At 45.9% G+C, this 24654-nt stretch carries 24 protein-coding genes; 20 read left to right on the forward strand and 4 right to left on the reverse strand.

The window, feature by feature from the left end; all coding sequences use genetic code 11:
- Positions 1–5 precede the first annotated feature (5 nt).
- The 5 genes from QP794_RS27155 to QP794_RS27175 are packed head-to-tail and all read left to right on the forward strand — an operon-like array spanning position 6 to position 4467.
- Complete coding sequence (locus QP794_RS27155; protein ID WP_285079849.1) at positions 6–968, forward strand: Mu-like prophage major head subunit gpT family protein; 963 nt, start codon at positions 6–8, stop codon at positions 966–968.
- 41 nt (positions 969–1009) lie between these two features.
- Positions 1010–1300: a hypothetical protein gene (locus QP794_RS27160; RefSeq protein WP_285079851.1), complete on the forward strand. Its 291-nt coding sequence runs from the start codon at positions 1010–1012 to the stop codon at positions 1298–1300.
- The gene (locus QP794_RS27165) at positions 1209–1688 is read left to right on the forward strand and encodes a head fiber protein (protein ID WP_285079852.1); all 480 of its coding nucleotides are present in this window, start codon (positions 1209–1211) and stop codon (positions 1686–1688) included. Before QP794_RS27160 ends, QP794_RS27165 begins: the two co-directional genes overlap by 92 nt.
- Before the next feature lie 11 nt (positions 1689–1699).
- Positions 1700–2281: a phage adaptor protein gene (locus tag QP794_RS27170; RefSeq protein ID WP_285079854.1), complete on the forward strand. Its 582-nt coding sequence runs from the start codon at positions 1700–1702 to the stop codon at positions 2279–2281.
- A 2-nt stretch (positions 2282–2283) separates the two neighbouring features.
- Positions 2284–4467 (forward strand): right-handed parallel beta-helix repeat-containing protein, encoded by a 2184-nt coding sequence (locus tag QP794_RS27175; protein WP_285079855.1) that lies wholly within the window; start codon positions 2284–2286, stop codon positions 4465–4467.
- 27 nt (positions 4468–4494) lie between these two features.
- On the opposite strand, the gene QP794_RS27180 is transcribed toward QP794_RS27175, so the two are convergent.
- On the reverse strand, positions 4495–5583 hold the full coding sequence (locus QP794_RS27180; RefSeq protein ID WP_285079856.1) for an O-antigen ligase family protein: 1089 nt from the start codon (positions 5581–5583) through the stop codon (positions 4495–4497).
- 189 nt (positions 5584–5772) lie between these two features.
- Here QP794_RS27180 and QP794_RS27185 point away from each other — a divergent pair, with 189 nt between their 5' ends.
- The 14 genes from QP794_RS27185 (at position 5773) to QP794_RS27250 (ending at position 18694) form a co-directional block, all read left to right on the forward strand.
- The gene (locus QP794_RS27185; protein WP_285079857.1) at positions 5773–6330 is read left to right on the forward strand and encodes a phage adaptor protein; all 558 of its coding nucleotides are present in this window, start codon (positions 5773–5775) and stop codon (positions 6328–6330) included.
- Positions 6327–7724, forward strand: a complete 1398-nt coding sequence (locus QP794_RS27190; RefSeq protein WP_285079858.1) for a hypothetical protein — start codon at positions 6327–6329, stop codon at positions 7722–7724. The genes QP794_RS27185 and QP794_RS27190 overlap by 4 nt, the downstream gene beginning before the upstream one ends.
- Positions 7725–7734: 10 nt before the next feature.
- A complete protein-coding gene (locus QP794_RS27195) occupies positions 7735–8457 on the forward strand; it encodes a hypothetical protein (protein ID WP_285079859.1) in 723 nt (240 codons plus the stop codon).
- A gap of 78 nt (positions 8458–8535) precedes the next feature.
- The gene (locus QP794_RS27200; protein ID WP_285079860.1) at positions 8536–9036 is read left to right on the forward strand and encodes a stalk domain-containing protein; all 501 of its coding nucleotides are present in this window, start codon (positions 8536–8538) and stop codon (positions 9034–9036) included.
- 69 nt (positions 9037–9105) lie between these two features.
- Positions 9106–10806: a hypothetical protein gene (locus QP794_RS27205; RefSeq protein WP_285079861.1), complete on the forward strand. Its 1701-nt coding sequence runs from the start codon at positions 9106–9108 to the stop codon at positions 10804–10806.
- Positions 10807–10853: 47 nt separating this feature from the next.
- A complete protein-coding gene (locus tag QP794_RS27210) occupies positions 10854–11432 on the forward strand; it encodes a VgrG-related protein (RefSeq protein WP_285079862.1) in 579 nt (192 codons plus the stop codon).
- Between the two features lie 13 nt (positions 11433–11445).
- Positions 11446–15537 carry an LPD38 domain-containing protein gene (locus tag QP794_RS27215; RefSeq protein WP_285079863.1) on the forward strand — a complete coding sequence of 1364 codons (4092 nt, stop codon included), beginning with the start codon at positions 11446–11448 and terminating at the stop codon, positions 15535–15537.
- A 53-nt stretch (positions 15538–15590) separates the two neighbouring features.
- The gene (locus QP794_RS27220; protein ID WP_285079864.1) at positions 15591–15986 is read left to right on the forward strand and encodes a hypothetical protein; all 396 of its coding nucleotides are present in this window, start codon (positions 15591–15593) and stop codon (positions 15984–15986) included.
- A 1-nt stretch (position 15987) separates the two neighbouring features.
- Positions 15988–16266, forward strand: a complete 279-nt coding sequence (locus QP794_RS27225; RefSeq protein WP_285079866.1) for a phage holin family protein — start codon at positions 15988–15990, stop codon at positions 16264–16266.
- Entirely contained in the window at positions 16253–17188 is a 936-nt protein-coding gene (locus QP794_RS27230; protein ID WP_285079867.1) for a glycoside hydrolase family 25 protein, read from the forward strand. Before QP794_RS27225 ends, QP794_RS27230 begins: the two co-directional genes overlap by 14 nt.
- Positions 17189–17333: 145 nt before the next feature.
- On the forward strand, positions 17334–17564 hold the full coding sequence (locus QP794_RS27235) for a LexA family protein (RefSeq protein WP_285079868.1): 231 nt from the start codon (positions 17334–17336) through the stop codon (positions 17562–17564).
- Positions 17554–17733 carry a YolD-like family protein gene (locus tag QP794_RS27240; protein ID WP_285079869.1) on the forward strand — a complete coding sequence of 60 codons (180 nt, stop codon included), beginning with the start codon at positions 17554–17556 and terminating at the stop codon, positions 17731–17733. The genes QP794_RS27235 and QP794_RS27240 overlap by 11 nt, the downstream gene beginning before the upstream one ends.
- Before the next feature lie 8 nt (positions 17734–17741).
- A complete protein-coding gene (locus QP794_RS27245) occupies positions 17742–17885 on the forward strand; it encodes a YolD-like family protein (RefSeq protein ID WP_285079870.1) in 144 nt (47 codons plus the stop codon).
- A gap of 647 nt (positions 17886–18532) precedes the next feature.
- Positions 18533–18694 carry a hypothetical protein gene (locus QP794_RS27250; protein WP_285079871.1) on the forward strand — a complete coding sequence of 54 codons (162 nt, stop codon included), beginning with the start codon at positions 18533–18535 and terminating at the stop codon, positions 18692–18694.
- A gap of 378 nt (positions 18695–19072) precedes the next feature.
- On the opposite strand, the gene QP794_RS27255 is transcribed toward QP794_RS27250, so the two are convergent.
- Entirely contained in the window at positions 19073–19960 is an 888-nt protein-coding gene (locus QP794_RS27255) for an AraC family transcriptional regulator (protein ID WP_285079872.1), read from the reverse strand.
- Positions 19961–20170: 210 nt separating this feature from the next.
- On the opposite strand from QP794_RS27255, the gene QP794_RS27260 reads away from it, so the two are divergent.
- Complete coding sequence (locus QP794_RS27260; RefSeq protein WP_285079873.1) at positions 20171–20920, forward strand: SDR family NAD(P)-dependent oxidoreductase; 750 nt, start codon at positions 20171–20173, stop codon at positions 20918–20920.
- Between the two features lie 473 nt (positions 20921–21393).
- Here the strand turns inward: QP794_RS27260 and QP794_RS27265 are convergent, their stop codons facing one another.
- Both QP794_RS27265 and QP794_RS27270 read right to left on the reverse strand, forming a co-directional pair.
- Positions 21394–23271, reverse strand: coding sequence for a leucine-rich repeat domain-containing protein (locus tag QP794_RS27265; protein ID WP_285079875.1), 1878 nt, complete (start codon positions 23269–23271; stop codon positions 21394–21396).
- A 184-nt stretch (positions 23272–23455) separates the two neighbouring features.
- Positions 23456–24337, reverse strand: coding sequence for a GNAT family N-acetyltransferase (locus QP794_RS27270; RefSeq protein ID WP_285079877.1), 882 nt, complete (start codon positions 24335–24337; stop codon positions 23456–23458).
- Positions 24338–24654 lie beyond the last annotated feature (317 nt).

The raw sequence follows: 24654 nt of genomic DNA on the forward strand, positions 1-24654 counted from the left end.
GACCTATGCAAACGGCATTGAGATGGGATCCGAAAGTATTGGAGCCAATTTATAAAGAGCTTTACGCTTTGGAGATGAAGAACAAAAAGGACTTTATTCCGCTGCTTTACAACGTGACTAATTCCAACAAAGCGATGGAGTCTTACGCGGGGATCGGTAGCGAGGGCACCATGGAAGAGTGGGGCCATTCGAACAACCAGGTGAAGTATGAGGACATCGATGCGCTTTGGGAGAAGATCCTGAAGAACAGGAAATTCAGCGATGGTCGTATTATCGATCGTGATTTTATTGACGACCTGAAACTTTCGGAGATCGCACGACGCATTAAGTCGTTGTCCGGTTCGGTTTACAAGACGCAGCAGCTGCAGGCGGTCGAGTTCTTAAATAACGGGTTTGACGTAGAGGGCCCGAACTGGCGGGGACGTATTGATAAGTATGTGGGACCTGATGGCAAGCCGCTGTTCGCTGCGGATCACCCATACAGCCCAACGAACAGTACTGACGTTCAATCAAACCTGGGCAACAGCGCTTTGACCATTGACTCTTGGGATGACACTGCGGTGGCCATGCAGGAATGGGTGGATGACCGTGGAGATGTCATGGCTGTGATTCCGGATACGTTGATCGTTTCCCCGTACAACGCCCGCCCTGCATTTAAAATTGCTGGCTTGCCGGACTCTGATCTGCCGAAGTATGAGCCAGGCAGCAATCACTTTGATGTGAACATGTACCAGGGCACGATCAATGTCATTGTCAATCCGTTCATCTCTGCAGCTAAACGGAAAAACTGGTTTGCAGCTGACTCCGCTCGCCTGAAGCAGTTCAACATCTGGCAGTGGAGACGGAAGATTGAGAATGGTACGCTGACGGACTTCGATACTGAGGTATCCAAGTTCAAAGCCATCGGCCGCTGGGCTTACGGGTTCACGAACTACTCGTTCATCTACGGCCATAACGTACAAGACTAGAGGGTGCTTCGGCCCCTCTTTTTCTATTTTGGAGGTGTACCATGTATCGGGATGAACTACAGGCGTTGAACGCCATTTACGAAGAACAGAAGCGCACCAATCAACTGCTGGAGCGCCCCGTGGTTAGTCGTCGGGTTCGGGGTAGACAGTCTGCCAGGAGTAGACGTTTCCGAACGCAGCCCAAAGGACAGGATCCGCAGCAAATGAATGTGTTAATTGAAAAACTTATTGGAGGGATTAATGATGCCAATCAATCACACACGGCAGCCGAACTACCAGAAGGTAATTCCCGCAGCCGAAGCACCAAGACTTCCCGAAAAACGGGAAGCTGATTACGTTGTTTTTGTAGATGAAGACGGTACGCCTATTGATCTCGGCGGAAGTGGCGGTGGATCAGGACCAATTACCTCGGACAATATCACGGATGCCTCCAGCACAGGTAAATCTGTTCTGAAGGCGACAGATGCAGCTGCAGCACGCACAGCGATTGGAGCAGGAACGTCTAATCTGGCAATCGGCACGACAGGCACAACTGCAGCAGCAGGGAACCACGCACACGCTGTAGCGGCCATTACGGGTCTGCAGGCTGCGCTGGATGCCAAGCTGACCGGGACGAAGGCAGCGGCACAGGCTAACAGTACAGCGACCGACGTTGCTGGTCTAGTAGCTGATTTCAATGCACTGCTGGCCAAGCTGCGTACCGCTGGCGTCATTTCATAGGGGGTTCAGACATGAAGGTGAGCGATGTAGTAGAAGAGATTATCGAGAAGTCACCACATACGCTGTCACCGGCATCGATCCTGCGCAAGATTACTCAGGTGCGGGATCGCCTTTTGCGTAACCTGGGTTCAGCACAGCAGCAATCCGAAACGGTTTGTACGGCGATTGACCTGGTTAAAGATCAGCTGGCATACACATTGCCATGCCCCCAGAGTGCCGTGACCGAGGTGACTATGTTGAGTAATGATGTGTATGTACGGCTGCCGCTACGGCAGTTCCACAACGCATCGATCAAGCCATATCACTACTTCCAAGCTGGTCAGATTGGTATTGTACCAACGCCAGATAAAGACGTGACGTATGGAATCAAGATATTTCATGCGCCTGTTCTTTACCCGTTAAGGCTGACTGATATGGACAAGGATACCGGATTTGATCCAGACTATGACATGTTACTGGTATATGGTGTGCTGCGAGAGATCACCAGCGGTAATGAGGCAGAGGAGTATAACAACAAGTATATGCAACTTTATACGGAATATCAGTCAGCTGCCAATGGCTATGAAAGATATGCCGTTGATGAGAGGTGGTAAACATGAATCGATACCCATGGAGAGATACCAGTGTAGACATTGCAGGTGGACAGCCGCCGCAGTGGGAGACGCCAGGAGGGGCACAAGACAAAGTTGATGAAGGTATTGATAAATTTTCTAATCTCCCTGAGATTGGCGTGGTTGACGGGTCTATAACGACACCAAAAATACGTGACAATAATGTCGTTGAGTCAAAGATAGCCAATCAAGCGGTAACGCAAACTAAGCTTGCTCCAGAAGCCGTTACAAACGAAAAACTTGCAAATGAAAGCGTTGATACCTCTAAGATTCAGAACAACTCAATAACTACTCCAAAAATACAAAATGACTCGGTAGTGACAGAAAAAATAAAGGATGAAAATATTACCTTAAGTAAGTTATCACCTGAATCAAAGGATGCTTCAAATCATACCTACTCTGGGTTAGTTGATGCATCAACTGTAAAGGGAGCTATTGATACAACTAGTAACCGCGTGGAATATTTCATAGCGCATAGCGGTGATAGTGTGGTTGAGATCGTCGATGCTCGGATTTCGTCCTCAGGAACAGTATATCCTACGATGAGAGCCAGACTAGACACCGAAAATTCTGAAGTAACATCTGAATTGGCAGGGAAAGCAAAAAAACAGTGGATTGATATTACTGAATTCGGAGTTATAGGCGATGGTGTGACAGATGACTCTGCAGCATTCGCAAGAGCGGTTGAAGCGATGGGAGACGGTGATTGTGTTTTATTTCTACCGCCTAAGAAATATCTGATTTCACCCAGTGGGGCAGGCGGAATCTTAATTAAAGATAAAGCCAACTTCACAGTGATCGGATACGGTGCTGAAGTATTTTGTAATCCGATTGTTGTAACGAATTCAACGCCTAACTATCGCTTAGTTAGAATTCGGAACTGTTCAAATTTTAAGGTGCTGGGAATAAATTTTAAGTACCAGGTGAGTTGGGATAGTGTTGTAACGAGTGGAGCTTCCAGGGATGAACAACTTTTTGAAGTTTGGGCAGATCGTGGAGAGAAATGCGATAACTTTGAAATTTCAAGCTGTGGTTTTGAATTCTCGGGAAAATCATTGAATTATTACCCTGACAACATAACCAACAGATTGAGTATTTTACTTTTAGCAAGTCAGACAAGTGATGGAATTTATGACAAGCTAATTACAAACTTTTCAATTCACCACAACACGTTTGTAAATTGTGTAGGAAGAACGATTTATACTCTACTGGCGAAGACCGGTAATATATCGAATAATACTTTCTTGGAATTCGGAAAACAGGTGAACGATGACGGAACCTACAAAGGATTTGCTGAGAGTATAGGGCTTAGAGCATTAGCCTGTGAAGATGTCAATGTAGTAGGTAACACAATCAACTGCGTCACAGATGTATTGCCGAACATGGCTGATATGGGAAGCGTGAGGATATTTTATACTGGTAATGGCGGTTTGATTGGTCAATTCTCAAAGAACATTAAGTTTGCAAACAACATCGTTAACATGGGGAAAGTCGGCGGCATTCTGTTGCAGATTGGTGATTCCGAAAAAGTCACCTTTGAAAACAATCAGGCGATGTTTGAAGACACGCCGGCACCGTACAACACTTATGCAGTTAGATCAGAGGAAACAGGATACAAAAAAGATATAATGATTAGAAGCAATATGTTTACCAATCCACAATCGTTTTATTATCTAGAAAGTGGATTGGATGTAAACTATAGTAACTGGTCGGTAAAAGATAATACTCATATATCTGGAAACAATACTCTTGTTTATTTGTCGACCAACACTGCAAAAAGAACATACTTCGGTAAGAACTATTGGTCAGACAAGAACGCGGAATGCTTAGGAAGTGGGCGGCAAAGGGAAATAAGTGCGTATCGTATGCCGCCATTAACCGGGAGTTTTACCGCAGGGGATATTTGTATTAATACTGGATTCGATGCAATTGCCTCACCAGTAACAAAATGGGTATATCAATACAATAGCAGTGGTACAAATTGGTGGCGACCCATTGAGTGGGTAAACTACAGAAACAACACACCGCCCACTATGCCAACAACAGATGCTGAAAAGCTCCAGTTTATGGGCTTGCAATTTATTGATACATCTGCCACGACGGATGGGAAATTAGCGACATGGACAGGGCTCAAGTGGGTTTGGGCTGACGGGACAGCGCGACCATAGAATATTAATTGTATGAAACAAAAAAGCCTAATGAGAATTAGGCTTTAATGTAGGTATTCCAGATACAAGGAACAATCCGATCATTAGAGGTTTGAACATTTGTCCTTCTGTCATTGATGTAGCTATAAATGCAACAACCATGAGGAAGGGTACAAACCTATTATCGTGGTTTCCTTTTAAATATTTTAATGAATTTATAAGTGTTAACAATGTAAAAATAATGAAAAATATAAGAGATGCCCAACCATACTCTCCTAATATATCAATAAAAGTATTGTGAGCGCCAACTGTATTATCAAAAAAGTAATGACCATTACCAAACAGTCCAGTATTATCAATCGTATACTTCCACACATACGATCTGCCATCTGTTAAATCGTTTGACTTAATGACGAATTTACTTAATATCAGATTATTAAAAAGGTTAAAAATGCCTGTGTAACGGATTAATGCCCAAACGGCGAAAGCTGCAAATGGAAATAGTACTATCAAGTTTGTTACATTTTTTAAATTTCTCAAAGATTTAAAGAAAATATAGACTAAAGGAAGTATGTAAACAATTATTACCACTAAGTTACTAGTTCTGCTTTTCGTAAGGATGGATAAATACAAAACTATAAGTGCTAAAACGAAAGACCAGAATAGCTTTGATTTTTTTATTTTTAAATTTAAGAACATTTTGTTATAGATAAGTTGGTAAAAAATCGCTGAAACTACTACAGAAATAGTTATAAGTAACTGTCCCATTGAGTTGGGATTTAAAAACATTCCTTTAAATGGTACTGAAATCCCGCCAAAAAAGACTAAGGAAATGATTAAGATAGTAATGTGTGAACTTAAAATACTGCTACGCATTAAATTTAGTTGTTGATTTTCCTCGATGCTATTAAACAGAATAGCTAGAAAAATGTAAAGGTAAGCTATTGCCATCACATTAATTATAGATCCTGAATCAGCATTAACTAGAACAGATATTAATGATGAGAAAACAAAAAATATAAAAGCGACAAAAACGCTAATATTTATCCTAATCTTCTTAATCTGCTTAAGCATAAATAAGAGAATCAAAGGAAAAGAAAGAGCCAAAATAAGAAACCTTGCAATTGGATAGGACATATTAATGATACTAGACAAAAAAACCAAGAAAAGAATAAATTTTAACACTGACTTCAAATTAAATCACCTCAGATAGTTAATTCAAAAATGCAACATTTAGTATTATACAACAATTTTCAGTATAAATTTTAATTTAATTTATCTGTGATAATAGGCTGTTTTTTTTATTTTGGCATTAAGGAGGATCTTATGAGATTGTCAGAAGTTATTTCTGAAGCAGACATGCTTGTGCCGAATGACGTTCCAGTTGCAGATAAAGTGATCTGGCTAAACTCGCTGAACCAGGATTTCTTCAACGTGGTGAAGATTCCGAAGATTGCGAAGTTCGACTGCATAGCTGGACAAGTGGATTATATCCTTCCTCAAGATGCACGACAAAAGAATATCGATCTGGTCATGATCGGGATGTTCCCGTATAAGAGTCTGGATCGGGACGACGTGACGCCAGCACAGAACGCCTATGCCTTTGACGATGCCACCAATACCATATCTCTCTACCCAGCCCCTTACGCTGATCTAAGAGGCTTTTTGCGATACCATCGGATTGCTACAACCACATTCTTGTCTACTGATCTCACAGTCCCGCCTGACGCACCAGAGGAGTACCACTGGACGTTTATCCCGGCATTGGCTGCAATGCTGGCTAATAGCCAAGATGACAGCGTGAAGGCGTCGAACTACGAGAATCAGTACAAGGCAGCGTGGAACGTGGCATCACAGAACTATCAAGCGGGTGCAGTACAATGAGGCCCGTACAATATAAGCCGTCTCAGAATCAGCCTTTGGAAGGCATGATGCAGCCGATCCCGATTCGGGAGTTTCGCGGCCTTAATACATTTGACCCGTACTCTATCGAGGATGTGTACTTCACTGAGATGCAGAACTTGACCACTGACGATTACCCAGCTATCTCAACAAGGCCGGGTTACACGTCTATTGGTACGTTCGGTACCCGAGTACTTGGTATGGGCGTTTGGCGTGGACGTGAGCTACATGCAGTATTCAATGACGGAACATGGCGCCGATGGAGCGGATCAGCCTGGACTACATTGGCAAGTGGGCTGAATACGTCTGCGGAGTGGTCATTCACAAACTTTGACGGCAACTTGGATGGCGTAAACCTAATCGGATGCAATGGCGTCGATTCCATGCGCCGATATAACGGCTCCAGTGTCTCTGTGCTGAGTGGTGCACCTACCAATGGTAAATACATTACCACGTATCAGAACAGACTCTGGTGCGCCGTAGGGAATGAGCTGTGGTCCTCTGCACTGGATCAGCCGCAGAATTGGAACACCTTCGCAGGGAATCAGCAGGACAGCTACCGTAAAACGATTGAGTCGTCGCACGGTGAAGACATTAACATGTTATCAGGAAGCCTGTACCGGTTGACTATTGGGATGCCGTCCTCCATTCATTTGCTGATGGGTGGACAGCCTTCAGACTTCAACAGCCGTGTAGTTACGGATGATGAGGGAGTGGCCAATAATAACGCGGTCACTGCACGCGAAGGTTCGCTAAGTTTTATGCACAAGTCGGGAATCTATGAATATTCAGCTGCCGCATTGCCGGACAAGGGATTCAGTGAGCTGGTCCGGACATTTTACAATAACATCATCATTACAAGTGCAGCAGGATCTGATGGGAAGCGATCATTCTTCAGCACGGCTGCCGGTGAAACGCTAGTGTATGATCCCAGGATTGGAGTTTGGTCCCGTTGGATGCTTCCGGCTCCGACATGTTTCGCGTCTATCGATCAGGACCTGTATATCGGTACCGCTTCCGGTCAGGTTCTCAGGTTAGGCGGGATGGTGGATAGCTCTAATCCGATTACCTGGAAAGCCGTGACCAAGCCTTTCACCAATGGATCCATCGCACAAAAACAGCGCTGGCTCAAGATGTGGATTGTGGCGGAGATGGCCACAGGAAGTACTCTGAATATCAGCCTATCCAGTCAAGCTTCCGGAGAGAGTTGGGATCTGGTGAGTTCCATTACGGCCTCTTCTTCAGTTGCCCAACGGATCATTATCCCGGTCCGAAAGTTTGCCTTGGAGAACACCGTCCGGATAAAACTGGAGGGTACCGGCTGGATCAGGCTTCATGAGATTACAAGACAGGTGCGGCAGCTGCCGCTCTATTAAGGAGGTCACCATGGGGATTCAAGACGTAGCGCCGTCATTTCGAAACCCGCCAACCTTTCAAGATCTAGAGGAAGTCAAGGCGTATCTGAAAGACAACATCAACAAGATCGCACGCAGCCTGCAGGATATCGACTTCATGATTAACGGTACCCTGGATGTGAAGAACATTCGCGCCGATGGTATTGAAGCTCGTAATATCAAGGCTGAAGCAATCACCACAGAGAAGCTACAAGCTGGAGCCATCACAACGGAGAAGATTCAAGCGGGCGCAGTTACAGCCGATAAGATTACCGTGAACCAGCTTTCTGCGATTAGCGCGAACCTGGGGCATATCGTCGCAGGTCTAATCGAGTCGATTGAGATCTACGGCTCCTACATTGCCACTAGGCGTAATGCTTACCCGCGTTGCGAGATGAGTGCAACGGGGAATGTTTTCGGTGCGTTCCAAGATGCGAATAATCATGTTGTAATTGAGCCTGACTATGGCGGATCTCCAGCATTAAGATTTACAGTAGCTGGCACGCCTCGGGGAAGAATTCACAATTTGTTAGGATATCCAATGTTTGAAAGTTACAGTTCCATGGATATTAAAGCAAATAGCACGATTTATATTGACGCGTCCAGAGTTAGATTTGATAATTGGGACAAGATTTATGCGACAAATCCAGGGCGGACATTAGGCGATGAATTAAGAGAAGCTTTTGATAGAATCGAAGCACTTGAAGATAGATGATACATTTTGGAGCAATTTGGATAGCCTACCGTGAAAGCTGTGGTATATTGGTGGAAAATGGTATAAGGGAGATTCAATATGAAAAAGTATGTTGCTAGTTTCCTTGCTGGTGCCCTATTCGTCCTCTCCACCACAGCTTTCGCGAATGATATTAAATCGTTAGTAGGCAAAAAGATTCAGGGAGAGGCAGTTGTGGAATTGAACGGCCAGGCTTTAGATAATGCGATTATTGTGGATGGAAAAAGTTATGCGCCCGTTCGCGTGATCGGTGAAGCTGCAGGTTATGATGTGAGCATGCAGAACAAGAAGATTATCCTGGATGAAAAGCCGTCCGCGACTGTGACAACTCCTGGAAAGGGGCAGAGCGTGGAAGATCAAAAGGCAAAATTGGAGGAACGTATTTCCGATGCAGTACTGAGAATATCTGACACGAATAAACTGATCGAAGCGAGCGAGTATGCTATTAAGAATTCACCTGATTCTGGTGAAGAGGAAGTTCTGAAAGTAAGGAAGAACCAGCTTGCTGAACAACAAACCTTACTGGCAGATTTAAAAGCTCAGCTTGCAGCTCTTAACTAAATCAATAATCAATACATCTGAAAGGCTCTCTTCCGAGAGTCTTTTTATTTTGCAACAAGGAGGTGCATTATGGTCTATGTAACAACTGGAACAGTGGTAGAGAAGAAAGACTCAACTACCAATAAGACGCCTACCGTCACTGGTGCGGCCAACTCGCCAACCCTTGGTAACGGCGGGATCAACTACGCATCCGCAAATGTGCCAGGGCGTCAAAGCATTGTGAATAACCAGGCTCAGATTAAGAACGACGATGCCTACCGTCAAAGCGAGATTGCGAGGACTCTGGCCACGATCACGAATCGGCAGAACCAGGGCTTGGATATTTCTGCGCAGACCAAGTATCTGAATACGAATCTGGGCTATCAGGCCCCGATGTCTCAGGCGGCATCCAACGTTCAGGCAGCGCCTGCAGCGCAGAACAACTTTGCGATACCAGGTAGTCGCACAGAGGCAACCTTGGGCCGCATCGATGACTTCATTAATAAACAGTCCGGGTTCCAGTTCACGAAACCGGATGCCTTCTCGTACGATCAGACAACTGATCCAGCTTATCAGGCTCAGCTTGCTGAAGCTAAACGGAATGTGGCCACACAGCAAGCAGATACTAATGCCGGCTTGCGTGCAACTGGCCAAGGTAAGTCGTCCTGGAGTGAGACAGTAGCCAACCAGATCGGAACTGGGGCAATGGAGAGTATCGCGAATAATCTAGTTCCAGCTCTCATGCAACAGGCATATCAGCGTTACAGTGATGATGCTAATCGCGACTTGCAGGTTCAGCAGATGAATTACGGCGTGGGTCAGGATGCGATCGGTAACCTCGGCAATCTCTACGGCCTGCAGAACCAGGAGTACTTCCAGAATCCGTTGCAGGAGGCACAGGTTACGGGTAATTACCTTCCGACAGCTGCCAAGGATGCCATTAATAATCTGCTCAGCTTGAAGCAGCAGGCCGAGACGAAAGGCATCACAGCAGAGGATCGATCGGCACTGAGTAAGCAAGCCGATTTTATCCGGAATCAGCTGACGTCTATGGGCATTGATGCCAGTCAATACGGGGCTAATGTCAGCAGCTCGAATGCGGCGAAGGTTAACCCAGGTATTCGTACCTTGGCAGGTCAGCAGATGGATCTGGGCAACAAGCAGGCGAATCTGGCAGCAGCTGGGATGTATATGGACGCTTCTGGCAAGCTGATCACGCCACAGTCCGATTGGGGCGGTCTGGTACGTCAGGCAACGAACCCGAACGGGCAGCTCACACTCGCTGGGCAGAATCAAGCGTTCAACCAAGGGCAGCAGCAATGGCAGAACAATTTTGCTGTGGAGCAGTTCGCATACCAGAAAGCGCGTGATGCTGTGGGAGATAGCCAATGGGCAGCACAGTTTGAGCAGAATGCTACTCAGTTTGGTCTCAACTATGCGCTTCAGCAGTTACAGCAGCAAGACGACAGCGCCTATCGTAACGCGATGCTGGGAATTAGCCAGGATGAAAATTCCCGAGCGTGGCTCAGTCTCGGAAATACAAAACCAGCCGAGTATAGCGGCATGACGCCTGGGCAGGTACTGAGTGCTCTGCAGTCGCAATATATTGACCCAGCAACTGAGAAATATGCCCCGCCTAAAGACACAGCAACCAAAGAGCAGATTTACATGCAGGTCACTGGTTTCGGCTTGCCGCAAGGTCAGGATGATCAGGTGTTGCTTTCCATGGGTCTCACTCAAAAAGATATTCAAGACTTCGATAAGAAATATGGCGTGACCTCGGGAAACTGACTAGCTCTGGATCCGCCACCGGAGCTTCAGCAGCAGCTTTAGGAGCATTGTCCTCCAAATATGAATCAAGTGGTAACACTGGCACGGTCGCCCGTACAAGCGGTGACATTGGCGGAGCCAGTTATGGGATATATCAATTTACAACCAACCAAGGATCAGCAAAAGGCTTTGTCCAGTCCCTGAAAAATACGGACCCATCTGCTTATAAAACCCTAGTCTCCCACCCAGTTGGAAGTTTAGCGTTTGACAATGCATGGAAGCAGGTCGCTGCAACAAATAAAAATTTTGGTCAATATCAGCATGACTACGCCAAAAAGGTGTTTTACGATCCTGTTGCCAAGTCAGTCCTTAAAAGTACAGGATTGGATGTTAACAAAAGGTCTCCAGCTGTACAAGCCGCGCTTTGGTCTACCTCTGTACAGCACGGAGCAGGGGGTGCTGCTAAGGTCGTGAAGAACGCTGGTATCACACCTATGATGTCTGACAAACAAATTCTCGAACGATTGTACGCTGAACGTGGTGCGAATAATGGCGCTAAATATTTCAAATCGTCTCCAGCTAAAGTGCAATCATCCGTAGCAAATCGATTTAAGAAAGAACTTCAGGACGCACTTAACATGTTATAGGAGGGTAAAGCGTATGGCGACAAGGCTTGAACAGTTTTCAGAAGAACAGCGCAAGAAGGCGATGGAGATCCGCGAATCCGCTTTAAATGGGACGCTTAGTCTTCAGCAGCCGAATGCGCAGATTAACTCCAGGACCCGGGCGGTACAGAGCTATATCGCCAGTCAGCCATCGATGAGAGAACTGCAATCATCCTTGCCGCCTGCACTTACTCAGCCCGGCTCAGACATCTATATGAATTCAACCCTGGGCAGATCTATGGCCGGAGATCCGCAAGCAATACAGTCCTACAAACAAGCTACCGGATTTGACCTAACGCCAGCACCGCCTCAGCCGAGTCAATACGAGATTAACAAACAGAAAATCGCTGACAGTGCTGCTAAGAGCAAATTTGCTGACTTTGTTTCCCCATTTTCCAATTTGATGAATGATCTGACCTACGGTAACCCTGTAGGTTCCTTTGTCACGCGCGCAGTAGGTACAGGCGGCGGTATGTTACTTGGCAGCCCATCCATGGCTCCAGGGTCAACAGGTAATGCTGCAGCGGACAAAGTGGCCGACATAACAGGTATTGCTGGTGGGATCCTCGGTGCCGGTTTTAACCCCGCAGGAGGGGGCAACCTCATCACCGCACCGTGGAAAGCGGCAAATGGTGTGATGGCTACCCGTGCCGGGAACAGTCTGACGAATTTAGTAGGCGGTGGCATTAACAAGATCCTTCCACGCTTGAGCCCAACGACAGCAGGAAGGGTAGCTGAGACGGCCATTCGTGGTGCAGCTACAGGAGCGATCAGCAATACCAATATGGGACTGATCCAGGGGCAGCATAGCAATAGTGACATTCTGAAAAATGCCTCTTTGGGCGCTGGTCTCGGTGCAGGTGGTGACCTGCTGATTGCCGGAGCTGGTGCAGGGATACGGTCTTTGCTGGCCAAGTCCAAGGGAGCAGGGGCGGCTCTACCAGACACGCTGCCTCCAACTGTCAACCAAGCTGCGGATCTAGCCAATGCGCCTACAAACCCTGCGCAAAGATTGCCTGAAACTGTGCCGGCGCAACCTGACGTTTCACCGACTCCAACCGTGCGACAACAATCGGTTGTCCCTGATACGGTGACACCTCAGCAGCAGACCTTGAATCAGGTGGACACGGCAACCAATATCAGCCCGAACTCGCAAGTGGCTAATCCAAGGACTGAAGCAGTTCGGAAATATCAAGCAGAACAGTCCGTGCCAGCGTCACCTAAACCGGCATCGGACGATTTCCTATTCAGCCGTCCAGGTAGATCAGTCCAGTCTGCAGAACCATCGCCGAAGCTATCCACGCGCGTGGAACAGGAAGCTGCCCAGGTTGTGGACACCGTTCAGAACTCCCGTGTTCGGGATCGGGTTTATGATTTCTTGGACTCGGCAGAGCAGGCAGCCCGTGAACGCATTGCAAAGCGGCGGGGGAATATCAACTCCAACCCGTTGCCAGAGTGGGGTGATTACGCGATTATCGGAGCAGCCAAGCTGGGCAAAGGGACAATCAAATTTTCGGACTGGACGGAGGAAATGGTTCAGGAACTTGGTGAACAATTCCGCCCGAGCGCAGAGAAGGTATATCAGATGGCGAAAGAAGAGCTGCGCAAACAGGAGCGACTGGCCACGAAAGAGGGTCAGGCAGCTAAAGCTTTCAACGAGAGCGGCGCAGGTACAGCTGAAACGTTCGCGGGTAAAGTGCGCAGAGGCAGCGTTAAAAAATCAACAACTTCATTTGAGAAGAAATGGGAGCGTGTCCGGACGCAGTTCGTTGATGAAGTGACCGCGCTAGAAGGATTGGAAAAACGGGTAACCGGAAAAGTGGCCAGCGCAGAGAACAGCATTTATAAGATGGCCAGACTTTTCAAAGGAACGCCAGAGAAGGCAAACCAGGTGGTCAAGGAGCGTTTGGCTCCTCTAATTAATGCTATAGAAGATGCCGGTTATTCAGCCGACGAGCTGGGGAACTATGCAGTTGCTGTACATGCTCGGGATATTAATGCTGCAGGGATTAAATCCGGATTCACCAATGCGGAGATCGATGCGATTATTCAGAAATACGGCAACACCGAACTGGAAGCAGCAAGGCAAGGTTTGGTACAGCTCAACCGAGATATGATGAAAGAGTTAGTGGAAAACGGCGTAGTCAGCCAGGAACTATCCGATGTGCTTGCTGATCGGTGGCAGAACTACATCCCGATGTTTCGTGCGTTTGAAGACACTGCGGAAGGGTTCGGCGGCAGTGTCTCCCAAGCGCTCGCAAATGTGGCCAGTCCGATCAAGGCTCTGAAGGGATCAGAGCGTAAAGTGGATGATCCGCTAATCAATATGGTGCGGAATATCTTCCAGTCTACGAACGCAGCTGAGCGGAATAAAGTGGCCACGCAGCTGAAACGCCTGGCCGACATCGATGTGGAGGAAAACTTCATCCGTAAGCTTGGTCCGGACGAGCAAGTGGGCCGGAAGAACGTGGTCAATGTCCGGGTGAACGGGGAAAACGTCAAGTATGAAGTGGAGCCAGAAGTGTACCGCGCCATGCTTAATTTGGACCAGGAATCATCCAATATGATTATCAATATCCTGTCCAAGCCTGCATCCTTGCTTCGTGCCGGCGCAACGCTTACGCCTGAGTTTTCACTACGAAATCCAATGCGTGACGTACTGCAGGCATACGTGACCAGTAATAGTGGATTTAACCCTATTACTGACTTTACGGTTGGCTTGATTCAGTCCATCAAGAAAGGACCCCTGTACAAGGAATGGATTAATGAGTTGGGTTCCTATGGTAACGTGCTTTCGATGGATCGAGAGGTTCATAAAAAAGCTCTGGAGAGTGTCCTGCGCGAAAAGCCGGGGCAGAAGTTCGTCAACATCGTGACAGGCAAATCGTTCATCAATATGCTTCGGGCCATCACAGACACCACAGAGTCAGCTACCAAAGTAGGCGAGTATCGGGCGGCGTTGCGATCGGGAGCTAGTAAACAGGAAGCAGCTTACCGATCCCGTGACCTGATGGACTTTGCGCGTGCGGGATCTAGTGTACGCCAGGCTAATAAGATTATCGCGTTCCTCAATGCCAATATCCAGGGTAAGAGCAAGCTTATCCGGTCAATCAAGGAGAACCCTGTAGGTACAACGACTCGTATGTTCGCGGCAACTACACTGCCTACGCTGGCTATTATTTCGGCCAACAGGCAGTTTGCTAATGAAACGCAGAAACAGACCATTGCGGATGCTCCAGACTGGATGCGCGATACCTTTTGGCTGATGGCGATCCCGGGTACCGATATGGTGGCTCGGATCCCGAAGCCGTTTGATATCGCGCCGATCTTCGCCAATCTTCCGGAACGGGCCGCACAGTTTGTCCTGGATAAGGATCCGGATGCGTTCGACGGTTTCATGCGTCGTACGATGAGCGATGCCGCGTTGCCGGTGCAGATCACGGGATTATGGCCATTTATTGAGGGCATGTCCAACTACTCATTTTTCCGTGAAGGCTCCATCATCCCGCAGCGTGAACAGGGACTGGAGTATAAGGATCAATACGATCCAACTCGGACGACAGAGGTGGCCAAGCTTCTGGCAGGAATTATGTCCAAAGCGACAGGCGAAAAAGGCATGCTGAAGAACTTCAGTTCGCCACGTATCATGGATAACACCATTCAGGGACTGACAGCCGGACTCGGTACCTACGCCACGTCGGCAATGGACTCTATTCTGAAAGGCGTGGGGGCAGTGGACCGACCTGCGAGTCCTGAAAAACGCCTTGAGCAGCGTCCATTCCTGAAAGCCTTTCTTGTGGATCCGCTGCAATCAAACAAGGGAACAGACAAGCTGTATACCCGCAAGACGGAACTGTCCAACGAGAAGGATTCAGCGAAATTAAATGGAGTTCCTTTTGATAAGTCCAAAGCGCTTGAGTTGAAGGTGCTGGATCGAGCAACTGAAAAAATGAGTAAGATCAATAAGCAGATCCGCACGATAGAGGGCGATACAAGTTTATCGGCTAAGCAGAAACGAGACCAGATTGAGCCGTTGCTTGCCCAGAGAAATGAGATTTCGAGAGAGGCCACGAAACTTCAAAAATAGACCAACACGCTCAACTCCTGGGCGTGTTTTTTCATAGAGAAGGGGGAAATCAGATGGATTCTAATCCAGGAGGTGTGAGGGACATGCAGGTGCAGGATGTTAATACGATAGTGGATCTAAAAGTTCAACTGGCACGGATCGAGGAAGCGTTGAAACCGCTGGCGGCTTTGGCTCCAGGCTTGGCAGAAGTCAGAGAGATTTCCAAAGAAGCGCTACAGGCGGCCCAGCAAATGACTCTTCGGATTATTGAACTTGAAGCTGAACTGAAGAAGACAACCGATGTAGCTCATGAAGCCAAGCGCAATGCGGCCGATGCGCTGACACGTTTAAATAAGCATGACGAGGATCAGAAATGGCTGAAGCGTACTGTGTACGGATCTGCGTTAACCGGATTAACAGGAATCATCATTGCAGCTGTATGGGCTGGAATCAAATTAGGGGGAATGTAGTGTGGAATGGGAAATCATTAACGGTCTGATCGATGCGAGATTAATTGTTGTTGTAGCTGCTTGCTGGGTCATTGGCTTCGTGCTGAAGAAGACACCACGCATAGCAGACTGGACGATTATTTATATCGTTACAGCAGTGGCCATCACTTTTGTGGTATTAATGCTGGGCTTATCAGTAGAGAGCATCGTCCAGGGGATTCTAGTCGGGGCGGTAGCGGTGTTTGGTAATCAGCTTGTCAAACAAACTAAAAAAGGGGTTGATGCAGATGCAGGCGCGTAAACAAGGAAATGCTCAGGGGATCGACGTATCCCACCATAACGGAAACATTGATTTCAAGAAGGTAGCGGCTGACGGGATCTCCTTCGTCTTCATCAAAGCAACTCAGGGGAAATCGTTCCGATCGTCAAAGTTTCTGCAGTTTGCGAAGGATGTAAAAGCAGCTGGTCTATTGCTTGGCGCATACCACTATGTTGATGACTCTGCAGGAAGTGTTGAAGCTGCTAAGGCTGAAGCTCGGAACTTTTATAAAGCTATCCAGGATGCTGGTGGGATTAGCGTGTTCGATCTCCCGCCAGTTATGGACTATGAATCAAATAAAAATGGCTATAGCAAAGCGACCATTACGTCTGTAGCTAAGACATTCCTGGAGGAGATTCATAGTCTTACAGGGGTGAAACCGTTGGTGTACACATACCCTGCGTTTATTGGTAACTTTACGGGATTATCCTCTTATCCATTGTGGATTGCCCGATACAGTAATCAAACGCCAGCTGACGCTTCAGGTTGGACTCGATGGGACTTCTGGCAATATTCAGACGGATCAGCAGGGGGGTATCTCCCCCGAGGTAATCGGAAGGTTAATGGAGTCAGTGGAGCGGTCGATCTAAATGAATTTGACGGCACGGTTGCAGAGCTGAAACGCAAGTATTTGAAGGAGAGTGAACCAGCTAAGGAGGACAAGCCAGTGACGCAGCAGCGCGATATTAATGTACCTAGCAAGTGGGCGGCAGCGGCCTGGGCTGAGGTCACTGCCAATGGGTACTTTGACGGTACACGTCCGGGGGCAACTATTACTCGGGAGGAAGCTGCAATCGTAACTAATCGGTTGAGGAAAAATCTCCTGGCCTTGATAGCAGGGAATAACGGGGATATAAAAGAGCTGGATTCCCGACTCAAAAAGATTGAATTAGAGTCGCATTAATTGTATAATATAGGAAATCCGAAAGAATCGGTTAAAGGCTTCACAGGCATACTGCTGGTGGAGCCTTTTTTTTGTTATTGATAACAGAACATATGATCGCATATAATACAAACGTACGTTCCTATAACCTAAGGAGGCCTACATATTGAAGAAGCTAACTCGCAGAGAAGAGGAAGCCTTAGGGGTAATCAAGGATTATTTTCGTGATCATGGGTACCCTCCAACAACCAGGGAGCTGGGAGACATGATGGGCGTTACTTCATCTTCTACAGCGTACGGTTATCTAAAACGTTTGGAGAAAAAAGGCTGTATTAAACGGACGACGAGCACGCCAAGGGGTATTAAAATTTTGGAGGGTGATAGGTATGGCAGGTAAGTTGGACGATAACGGAGTGTTCGAAGGCAGTCGAATGATTCTTCCCGAACACCGGGATGCGTATGTGGCTCACATGCATGAGCTTAACCGCAAGGATCGGCCAGTGCTTGATGAGCAGGAGTGGCAACTGATCGGGGAGAGGTTGACGGATCCTACTAGGAACATGTAGCAATTACGTTGACGCTGTTTGATCCGTTTGACGATGCCGTAATGACCGGAGTGGTTGCTGCAATTGATGATCGACGGAAAGAGATCAAATTTGTTCGTGGGGATGAGGATTACAGCTTTATCCCGTTCAAGAATATTATTGGTGCCAACTGACTATCAGATCCGCTGGGTTCAATGCCTGGCGGTTCTTTTTTTTATGGCCAGAAACAGCCCAAAATCATCCCAATTATCGACGTTGATCCGGTCGGTTTCGTATTATACTGTGCTTGTATTCGACATTATGTTCGGTCTATACAGGAACATACGTTCTTGATATAATGATACCCATATCGTTACCTTAATAGGTAATACGTGGTTTGGTGACGTAAAATGATGTAAAGTTTTACCTTTAGGTCGTTCGACACATTGCGACACCGATTGTCGTAGGAAAAAGGTATTATTTTCTTATCAAGTTTAGAACAAATTGTTCTAAATTATCCGGGGGAGAGCGGTTATACCGCCATATGCAATATCTACTTGAACTCATATAAGTCTTCCCATCTACAACCCAATAACAGCACGGCCGTATACATATCCTCAGGAAGCATTACTCGGGTGTCGTTACAAAAATGGGATACCATTCGTTGGGATCGTCCAGATCGATTAGCATATTCGGTCTGAGTCCAGCCCTTTGCATGAATGAGTTCAAGCAGTCTGCATCTCCCTCGGGAGATATTCACTTATTTTCCTCCAACTGCTTGTAATTATTTGATTATAGCATTGACGAGCTAGGAGGGTAAACATGACAGGGGGCTACATCTATGATTCATCATCAGGTCAAAATTAAACGCGATTTTAATGAAAGGACCGTAGTAATTTTCGCAAGAGCTCTTATTGAAGTGTATAGATTAGAAACTCCAGTGACATTAACTATTTCCTCGCCAAATAAGGATCATGAAGTAATTTTAGCTGGAAGGCCGTAGGGGGCAAATTGGGGGCAAAAGCTACTTTTAGTTATTAATATCTGCTAAGATTGACGAGGATACAAAAAATAAAAACCCTTATAAATCAAGGGTTTTTAAGATTTACAGCTATTCAAATTAGATAGATCAGTTCCCACACACGGTGCATGTGGAGTCGGTGGCGATGTTGGTGAGGATTGGTGTAGAACACTAATAAACCCCTGATACCATAATAAAGCTGTGCTAAAAATCGAATAAAGACGTGATAAATCGAGGAGAGGATGAATGGAGAAAGGGAGGAATCCCAGCTCCATTCATCCTCTCCCTTTTTTATATTAAGACAAAATTTTAATACTCGACATATCCCTCCACATGCATTACCAAAAGGATACCGAATATCTAATCCCTGGCGCTTTCGATTCGTCTTAGTTTCTCACTATCCCGAGCTGGAGACGAACCGAAGAAGCGGGAGTACTCTCGATTAAACTGTGAGGGACTCTGATAGCCAACTTGATATGCGGCATTAGCTACTGTATAGCCCTCGAATGAAATGAGGTTTCTAGCCTCCAAAAGCCTTAATTGCTTTTGAAATTGAATCGGACTTAAACCGGTTGCACGTTTAAACTGACGGTGAAAGGTGTTTATAGCCATACCAGATTTTGATGCCATCTCTCCGATGTCTATCGGTCTCATGAAATTATCGCGGAACCATTTTACAATTTGAGAAATCTTAAAGAAGTTACTCTCCCGCATACCCAGTTGCCTCAAATACGATCCTTGTGGTCCTATCAGAACGCGATAAAGGATCTCGCGTTCATAAGCCGGTGCAAGAGCGGGAATATCTCTTGATGTATTCGTTAATCGCAATAAGCGCAGCCATGCGTCCATAAATTCAATATCTATTTCACAAGCTGCGAACTGCTCAGAAGAAGTTGGTATTAGATTTTCAGGGAGATCTCTTAATAAACTCTGAAGAACATTCTGATTCAGCTTAAGACCAAGGGACATGTAAGGACGGCCATCAGGGTCTGGATGTACACTCGCCGTTGCGGGAACATGTACTGGCAGCACATAATAAGAGGGCCCTTTTAGGGTAGTGATACGCTCCCCGATTGAAAGAATCTTTGTTCCTTGAACCGTAAATCCAATCATCGGCTCGTAGAGCGCTGCGAGCTGATGTGCGGGAATATCTCCCTTAATCATACTTAGCCCCGGTACCGATGTTTCAATTGGTCGAGTTCCTGCACTTTTCATTAGATCAATAATTTCATCTACAATTGTATTCATGCATTTATTTTATCACATGTTCCCTCAAAACAACTCAGTAATGCACCGGCATTTTTAGGATTTTCTTATAATAAAGAGAAGGAATATTCTCGGTTTATGGAAATCACACATGGTGTTTTTAGGCAATCAATAGGCATTATTAGATCTATATTATTTCAACAGATGCCACTAAAATTGAAGACAGATCGAACACAAAATAAGGAGGATTTTATGAAAATTGCGATTGTAACAGGTGGAAGTAATGGCATAGGGAAAGCGACGGAGCTTGGTAGGCGCGGAGTTAGCGTCATTCTCACATACAATTCCTATAAGGACCGGGCAGAAGCTGTCGTTAAGGAAATTGAGAAGAATAATGGAGTTCGGGCTGTAGCACTGAAGCTCGATCTGACTCAAATATCAACATTTGAGGGTTTCGTTCTAGAAGTGAAACAGAGCCTCAAAGAAATTTGGGACAAAACGAATTTTGATTACTTAGTTAATAATGGCGGTGTTGGTGGGCCAGCGATGTTCAATGAGATGAGCGAAGAGTACTTCGACAAAATTCTTAATACGAACTTTAAAGGACCGGCTTTTTTAACACAACAACTCATCCAATTCATGAATGATGCTGGAGCCATCGTAAATACCACGAGTTCATCCAAGAACCAAGCATTTCCAGGATACTCCATCTACGGCTCGTTAAAAGCAGCATTCTCAACTTGGACTCGCTATATTGCCAAAGAACTTGCACCTCGCAAAATTCGGGTCAACGCCGTTTCTCCCGGTCCTACGCACAGCAATTTCGGCGATGGAGTATTCGATAAACAACCTGAATTTATCAAGCCGCTGGCTGAGCAGTCTGTATTTGGCAGAATCGGTCAACCTGAAGATCTTGCAAAGGTCATTGTAAACGTATTGTCCGATGATTTCGGCTGGGTTACAGCCCAGGACATTGAAGTGTCTGGCGGACATTTGCTTTAAGAATGTGAGGACGACATGAGAGTCGGAATCTTGATGAAACGACGGAGGCAAAATATTGAACCTAATCGGCTCTCACACAATTTATAGTGGAAGTGGATTACAGTGCGGAATTTGCTAGTCTACGATAGGAAGGTCTCCAGATCGCGTTAGTCTCTCGCTCGCAGGTCAAGCGGGATCAGTACGAGGAGAAGTTGGATGGGCTTGCGAATTATTGCCAAGGGCTTGAACGTCGCTTCAGCCCCGGTGTTATCTTAGTGGCATCCCTGTATGCTCAGTATCGCTAGATTCCGGATGTCTCAAGCACCCCTGAAATCAGTTCACTATTAAAATGCTTCATCAAAATTGGTATCGGCCTAAATAGTACAGTATTCGATATGAATATCGGATGTTGGTGAAAATATTAAAGAGGGGCTTTCGCCCCTCTGTAGTTTGTTAATCACAGGAGTTTAATAATCCGTTATTTCATACGGTCATTAATATACATGCACGCCCGCACCAACTACGGACTTGTTTTGCACGGAATTACCGGATAGATATACCTTTTGCAGATTAGGCAGCTGGCTTAGGGTCTCTATACTGGAAATGGCATTGTTCTCGAGATGAAGCTCTTCTATGGCCTGCCAGTTACTCATAAATTCGAGAGAAGCCAAATTGCTGTCTTGCAGAGTGAAGGAACGTAGAGCGGACATTTTGGCAAAGTAAGGCATCATTTGGTCAACTTCAGTAACAGAGGTGTTGTTTATGCTGAAATATGGCTGCTCTAAGGTCAAATGCTCAAGTACGCCGTTCTCTGCGGCCGATTTTTGTCCGAAATTCAGCCTACACTCGGAGCACATCAGAGATTTGATCTGCTTCAAACGAAATAAAGCATCGCTCTCCTTATATAGTGACGAGTCGTAAATGTTCAGAGTCTCCAGACGAGGCAAACCGTCCAGGGCGCCAAGATGGGTTATTTCACTGATCTCCCAGAGGGAGAGTTGCTCCAGTTTCGGGAATTTCCCCAGCGCAGCCAAGTTCAATTCCCCGCTTCCGCCACGGAGCGTCAGGCTGGTTGTAGCGGGCGCCTTCAGCCCGGTGAGAAAGGAGCTTGGAATTTCCACTCGGCCCACATTAGGTAAAGATAACGCCTCTGCGTTCTCATAGTAACCGGACAGAGCTAGTTCCCGCAGAGAAGGAAGACTGTTTATGGCCTTTACCGAGCTAAGCTGACTTAGAGAAGCCAGGCGTAGTTTAGTAATGGAGGCCTTGCCGATTAAGTGCTCCAGGTTGGAAAAGTTTACATTTTCAATATCTAGCGTTTGTAGAGCGGGCATATTTTGTACAAAGTCGATGGACTTTACATTCGATAAATAGGATAACTGAAGCTCCTGAAGCTGGGTTAAGGCGTACAGCGGCTGCAGGTCTGTGGCTTCACTGTGCTGTATGGACAAGGATGATAGCCCGGTCATGGACGACAACCATCCGAGTTCATCGACAAAGGTGAGCGACAGGGACTTGAGCGGCAGTTTATTCAACAGAAAGAAATCTGTTACGGACTCATCCACATAGGTAATGGATAAAGAGCTCAGATTAGGAAATTCCAGCAGTAGGGCCAATTCCTGATTGCTGCGAAGCTGAGTGGAAATTTCCGTAATTTTAGACTTGTCGCCAAAGTAGCCCGAAAATGTACTAAAGGATTCGTTAAAAGCGCCTCCATAACTTTTTAATCCGGGCATATGGGCCAAAGTGGTTTGGTCGGTCTGGGAGATTTCATAGGTATTCGTCAGGTCCAATGCCGTCAGTCCCTTAAAAGCTTCAAAATCTCGCTGATCAATCCGCTGGCTATTCAGTTTCTTGTCCTGAGTAACATAAGTGATCTTCTCGGCCTGTTCATCGCTGAAGGGATCGGAGAGGCTATATGTAAACTTCCACTGATCATTCTCCGAATGCTCTACGGTTAAATAGCGAAGACGAGCCAGTTCCTCCTCTGTGGGCAAGGCGGACCCTTTATCGAAGATATCTCGCAAAAATGAGAGCAGAACCTCGCTTTCGGGCATCTTTCGCACAGGCAGATTGGCTTCTGTTTTTGGATAGGTGGAGCTGTTGCTATAATAAAAATAAGTACCGATGGCGCCAGCTAGGACTAACATCAGGACCAATACCAGCCTTAGGGGGATAGAGACGGAGACGGACGGCTTCGGCGTGGCCTCAGGAACTGTCCCGTGGTAATGGTTAATGGTCTGATCCACATAGTAGACATGATTTTGTTTCAATAAAAGCTCTGTTTCACAATAGGGACACTTTAAAATTTCACCCTCTTTGTATTCAATTCTTCCGTTGCAATTGGGACAGTTTAACGGGATAAATGCCACGAATGTCCCCTCCTTCATTATGATGGTCATAAGATCATGCTGAACGGTCATCTGACTTCATTATACCTTGTGAATTTACGATTGATGAGAGAAAGAAGTTTCACATAGCGAAGGAGCAGGGGAATCCTGCTCCTTTTTGATCTTTTTTAAGTATGGCTGGTGGTAGGCATTATTAAATAAAACATTAAGCTATCGAAGTAATCGGGTATTTAACATGCACAGGGTAGATATTTTCGCCGGGGGTTTTTACAAATAAGCCGTCATTGATGATTGTACTTTTTAGAACGATATGATCTGTTGCATCTGGCGTGAAGTGGAAGGTTATTTTCTTCGTATCCTCATCTGCAATCTGATGTAAAATATCTGTCATATGGATTTTGTTTAAACTAACTAAATCGAAGAGGTCGATGTTATGTTTCTCTTTTTTATAAATAACGATGACTTTTTCATTTTCCAAATAATAAATATCATCACTAAAAACATTCAGGCAGTAAAACATAAATATGCCCTGGGCATGATCAGTTGCAAAATGCTGCGAAACAGGTAGTCTTTCGGATGCAAATTTATGGATAAGGCGCAAATCCTCCGCGTTAGTAACATCGAGTTTCTGAATGTTCGCAGGCTCCAGTGATTTTTTTGCCGAATAATTCATTGAAAAAAGATGTTCTTCCACAGGCTTAAACCCAAACTTGGGGTAAAAATCAAGCACCGATTCATTGGCAAAAAGGTACATGTAATCGTACTTGTTCTCGTATTCCTCTAAAACTTTATTCATTAAACGTGCAGAAAGTCCTTTCCCCCGATAATCAGGATGTGTCATCACCGTGCCGATTTGAATAGCTTTTTTCTTCTCCCCGTGAATGATGAATTCAAGGATGTTAACGGAAACATTGGCAATAACCTGATCTCCATCTACAAATGAAAAAGGTATGTATCGTTCTCCCCAAAACCCTTGTTGGTACCAATTTTCAAATTTTAAATCAAAAGTGTTAGCAGCAAGTTCGAAGAAACTTGTTCGAAGTGCTTCATTGTTTCTATAATCCTTCTTAAATATAAATTTCTGCAAGGTCTTTCCCCCTTAGTCCTCAAAAGTGACTGTCTGTATATTAATGGTATTATCCAGTACTTAAGCTGGTTTAACAAGCTTCGGATTCACGGAAACGCTTGACTGTGGATTTTATGTATTTGATAGAGATTTATCATGATATTGAACATAACAATTTCGTGACGAGTAATGAACACCGTTTCAACTTATATAGATTCTCGAATTTATCTGCCGCGGCCTGATCAGCGGAACGAAGAGCATGTCCGTACAATGATCAGAATTGGTATAGTGCTGTAAAAAACTAAGATTCCCCTTTAATTTGGAGTAAGATTTCTCTT

The sequence above is a fragment of the Paenibacillus sp. UMB7766-LJ446 genome (genome assembly GCF_030226665.1).
In the GTDB taxonomy this organism is placed as follows: domain Bacteria; phylum Bacillota; class Bacilli; order Paenibacillales; family Paenibacillaceae; genus Paenibacillus; species Paenibacillus vandeheii.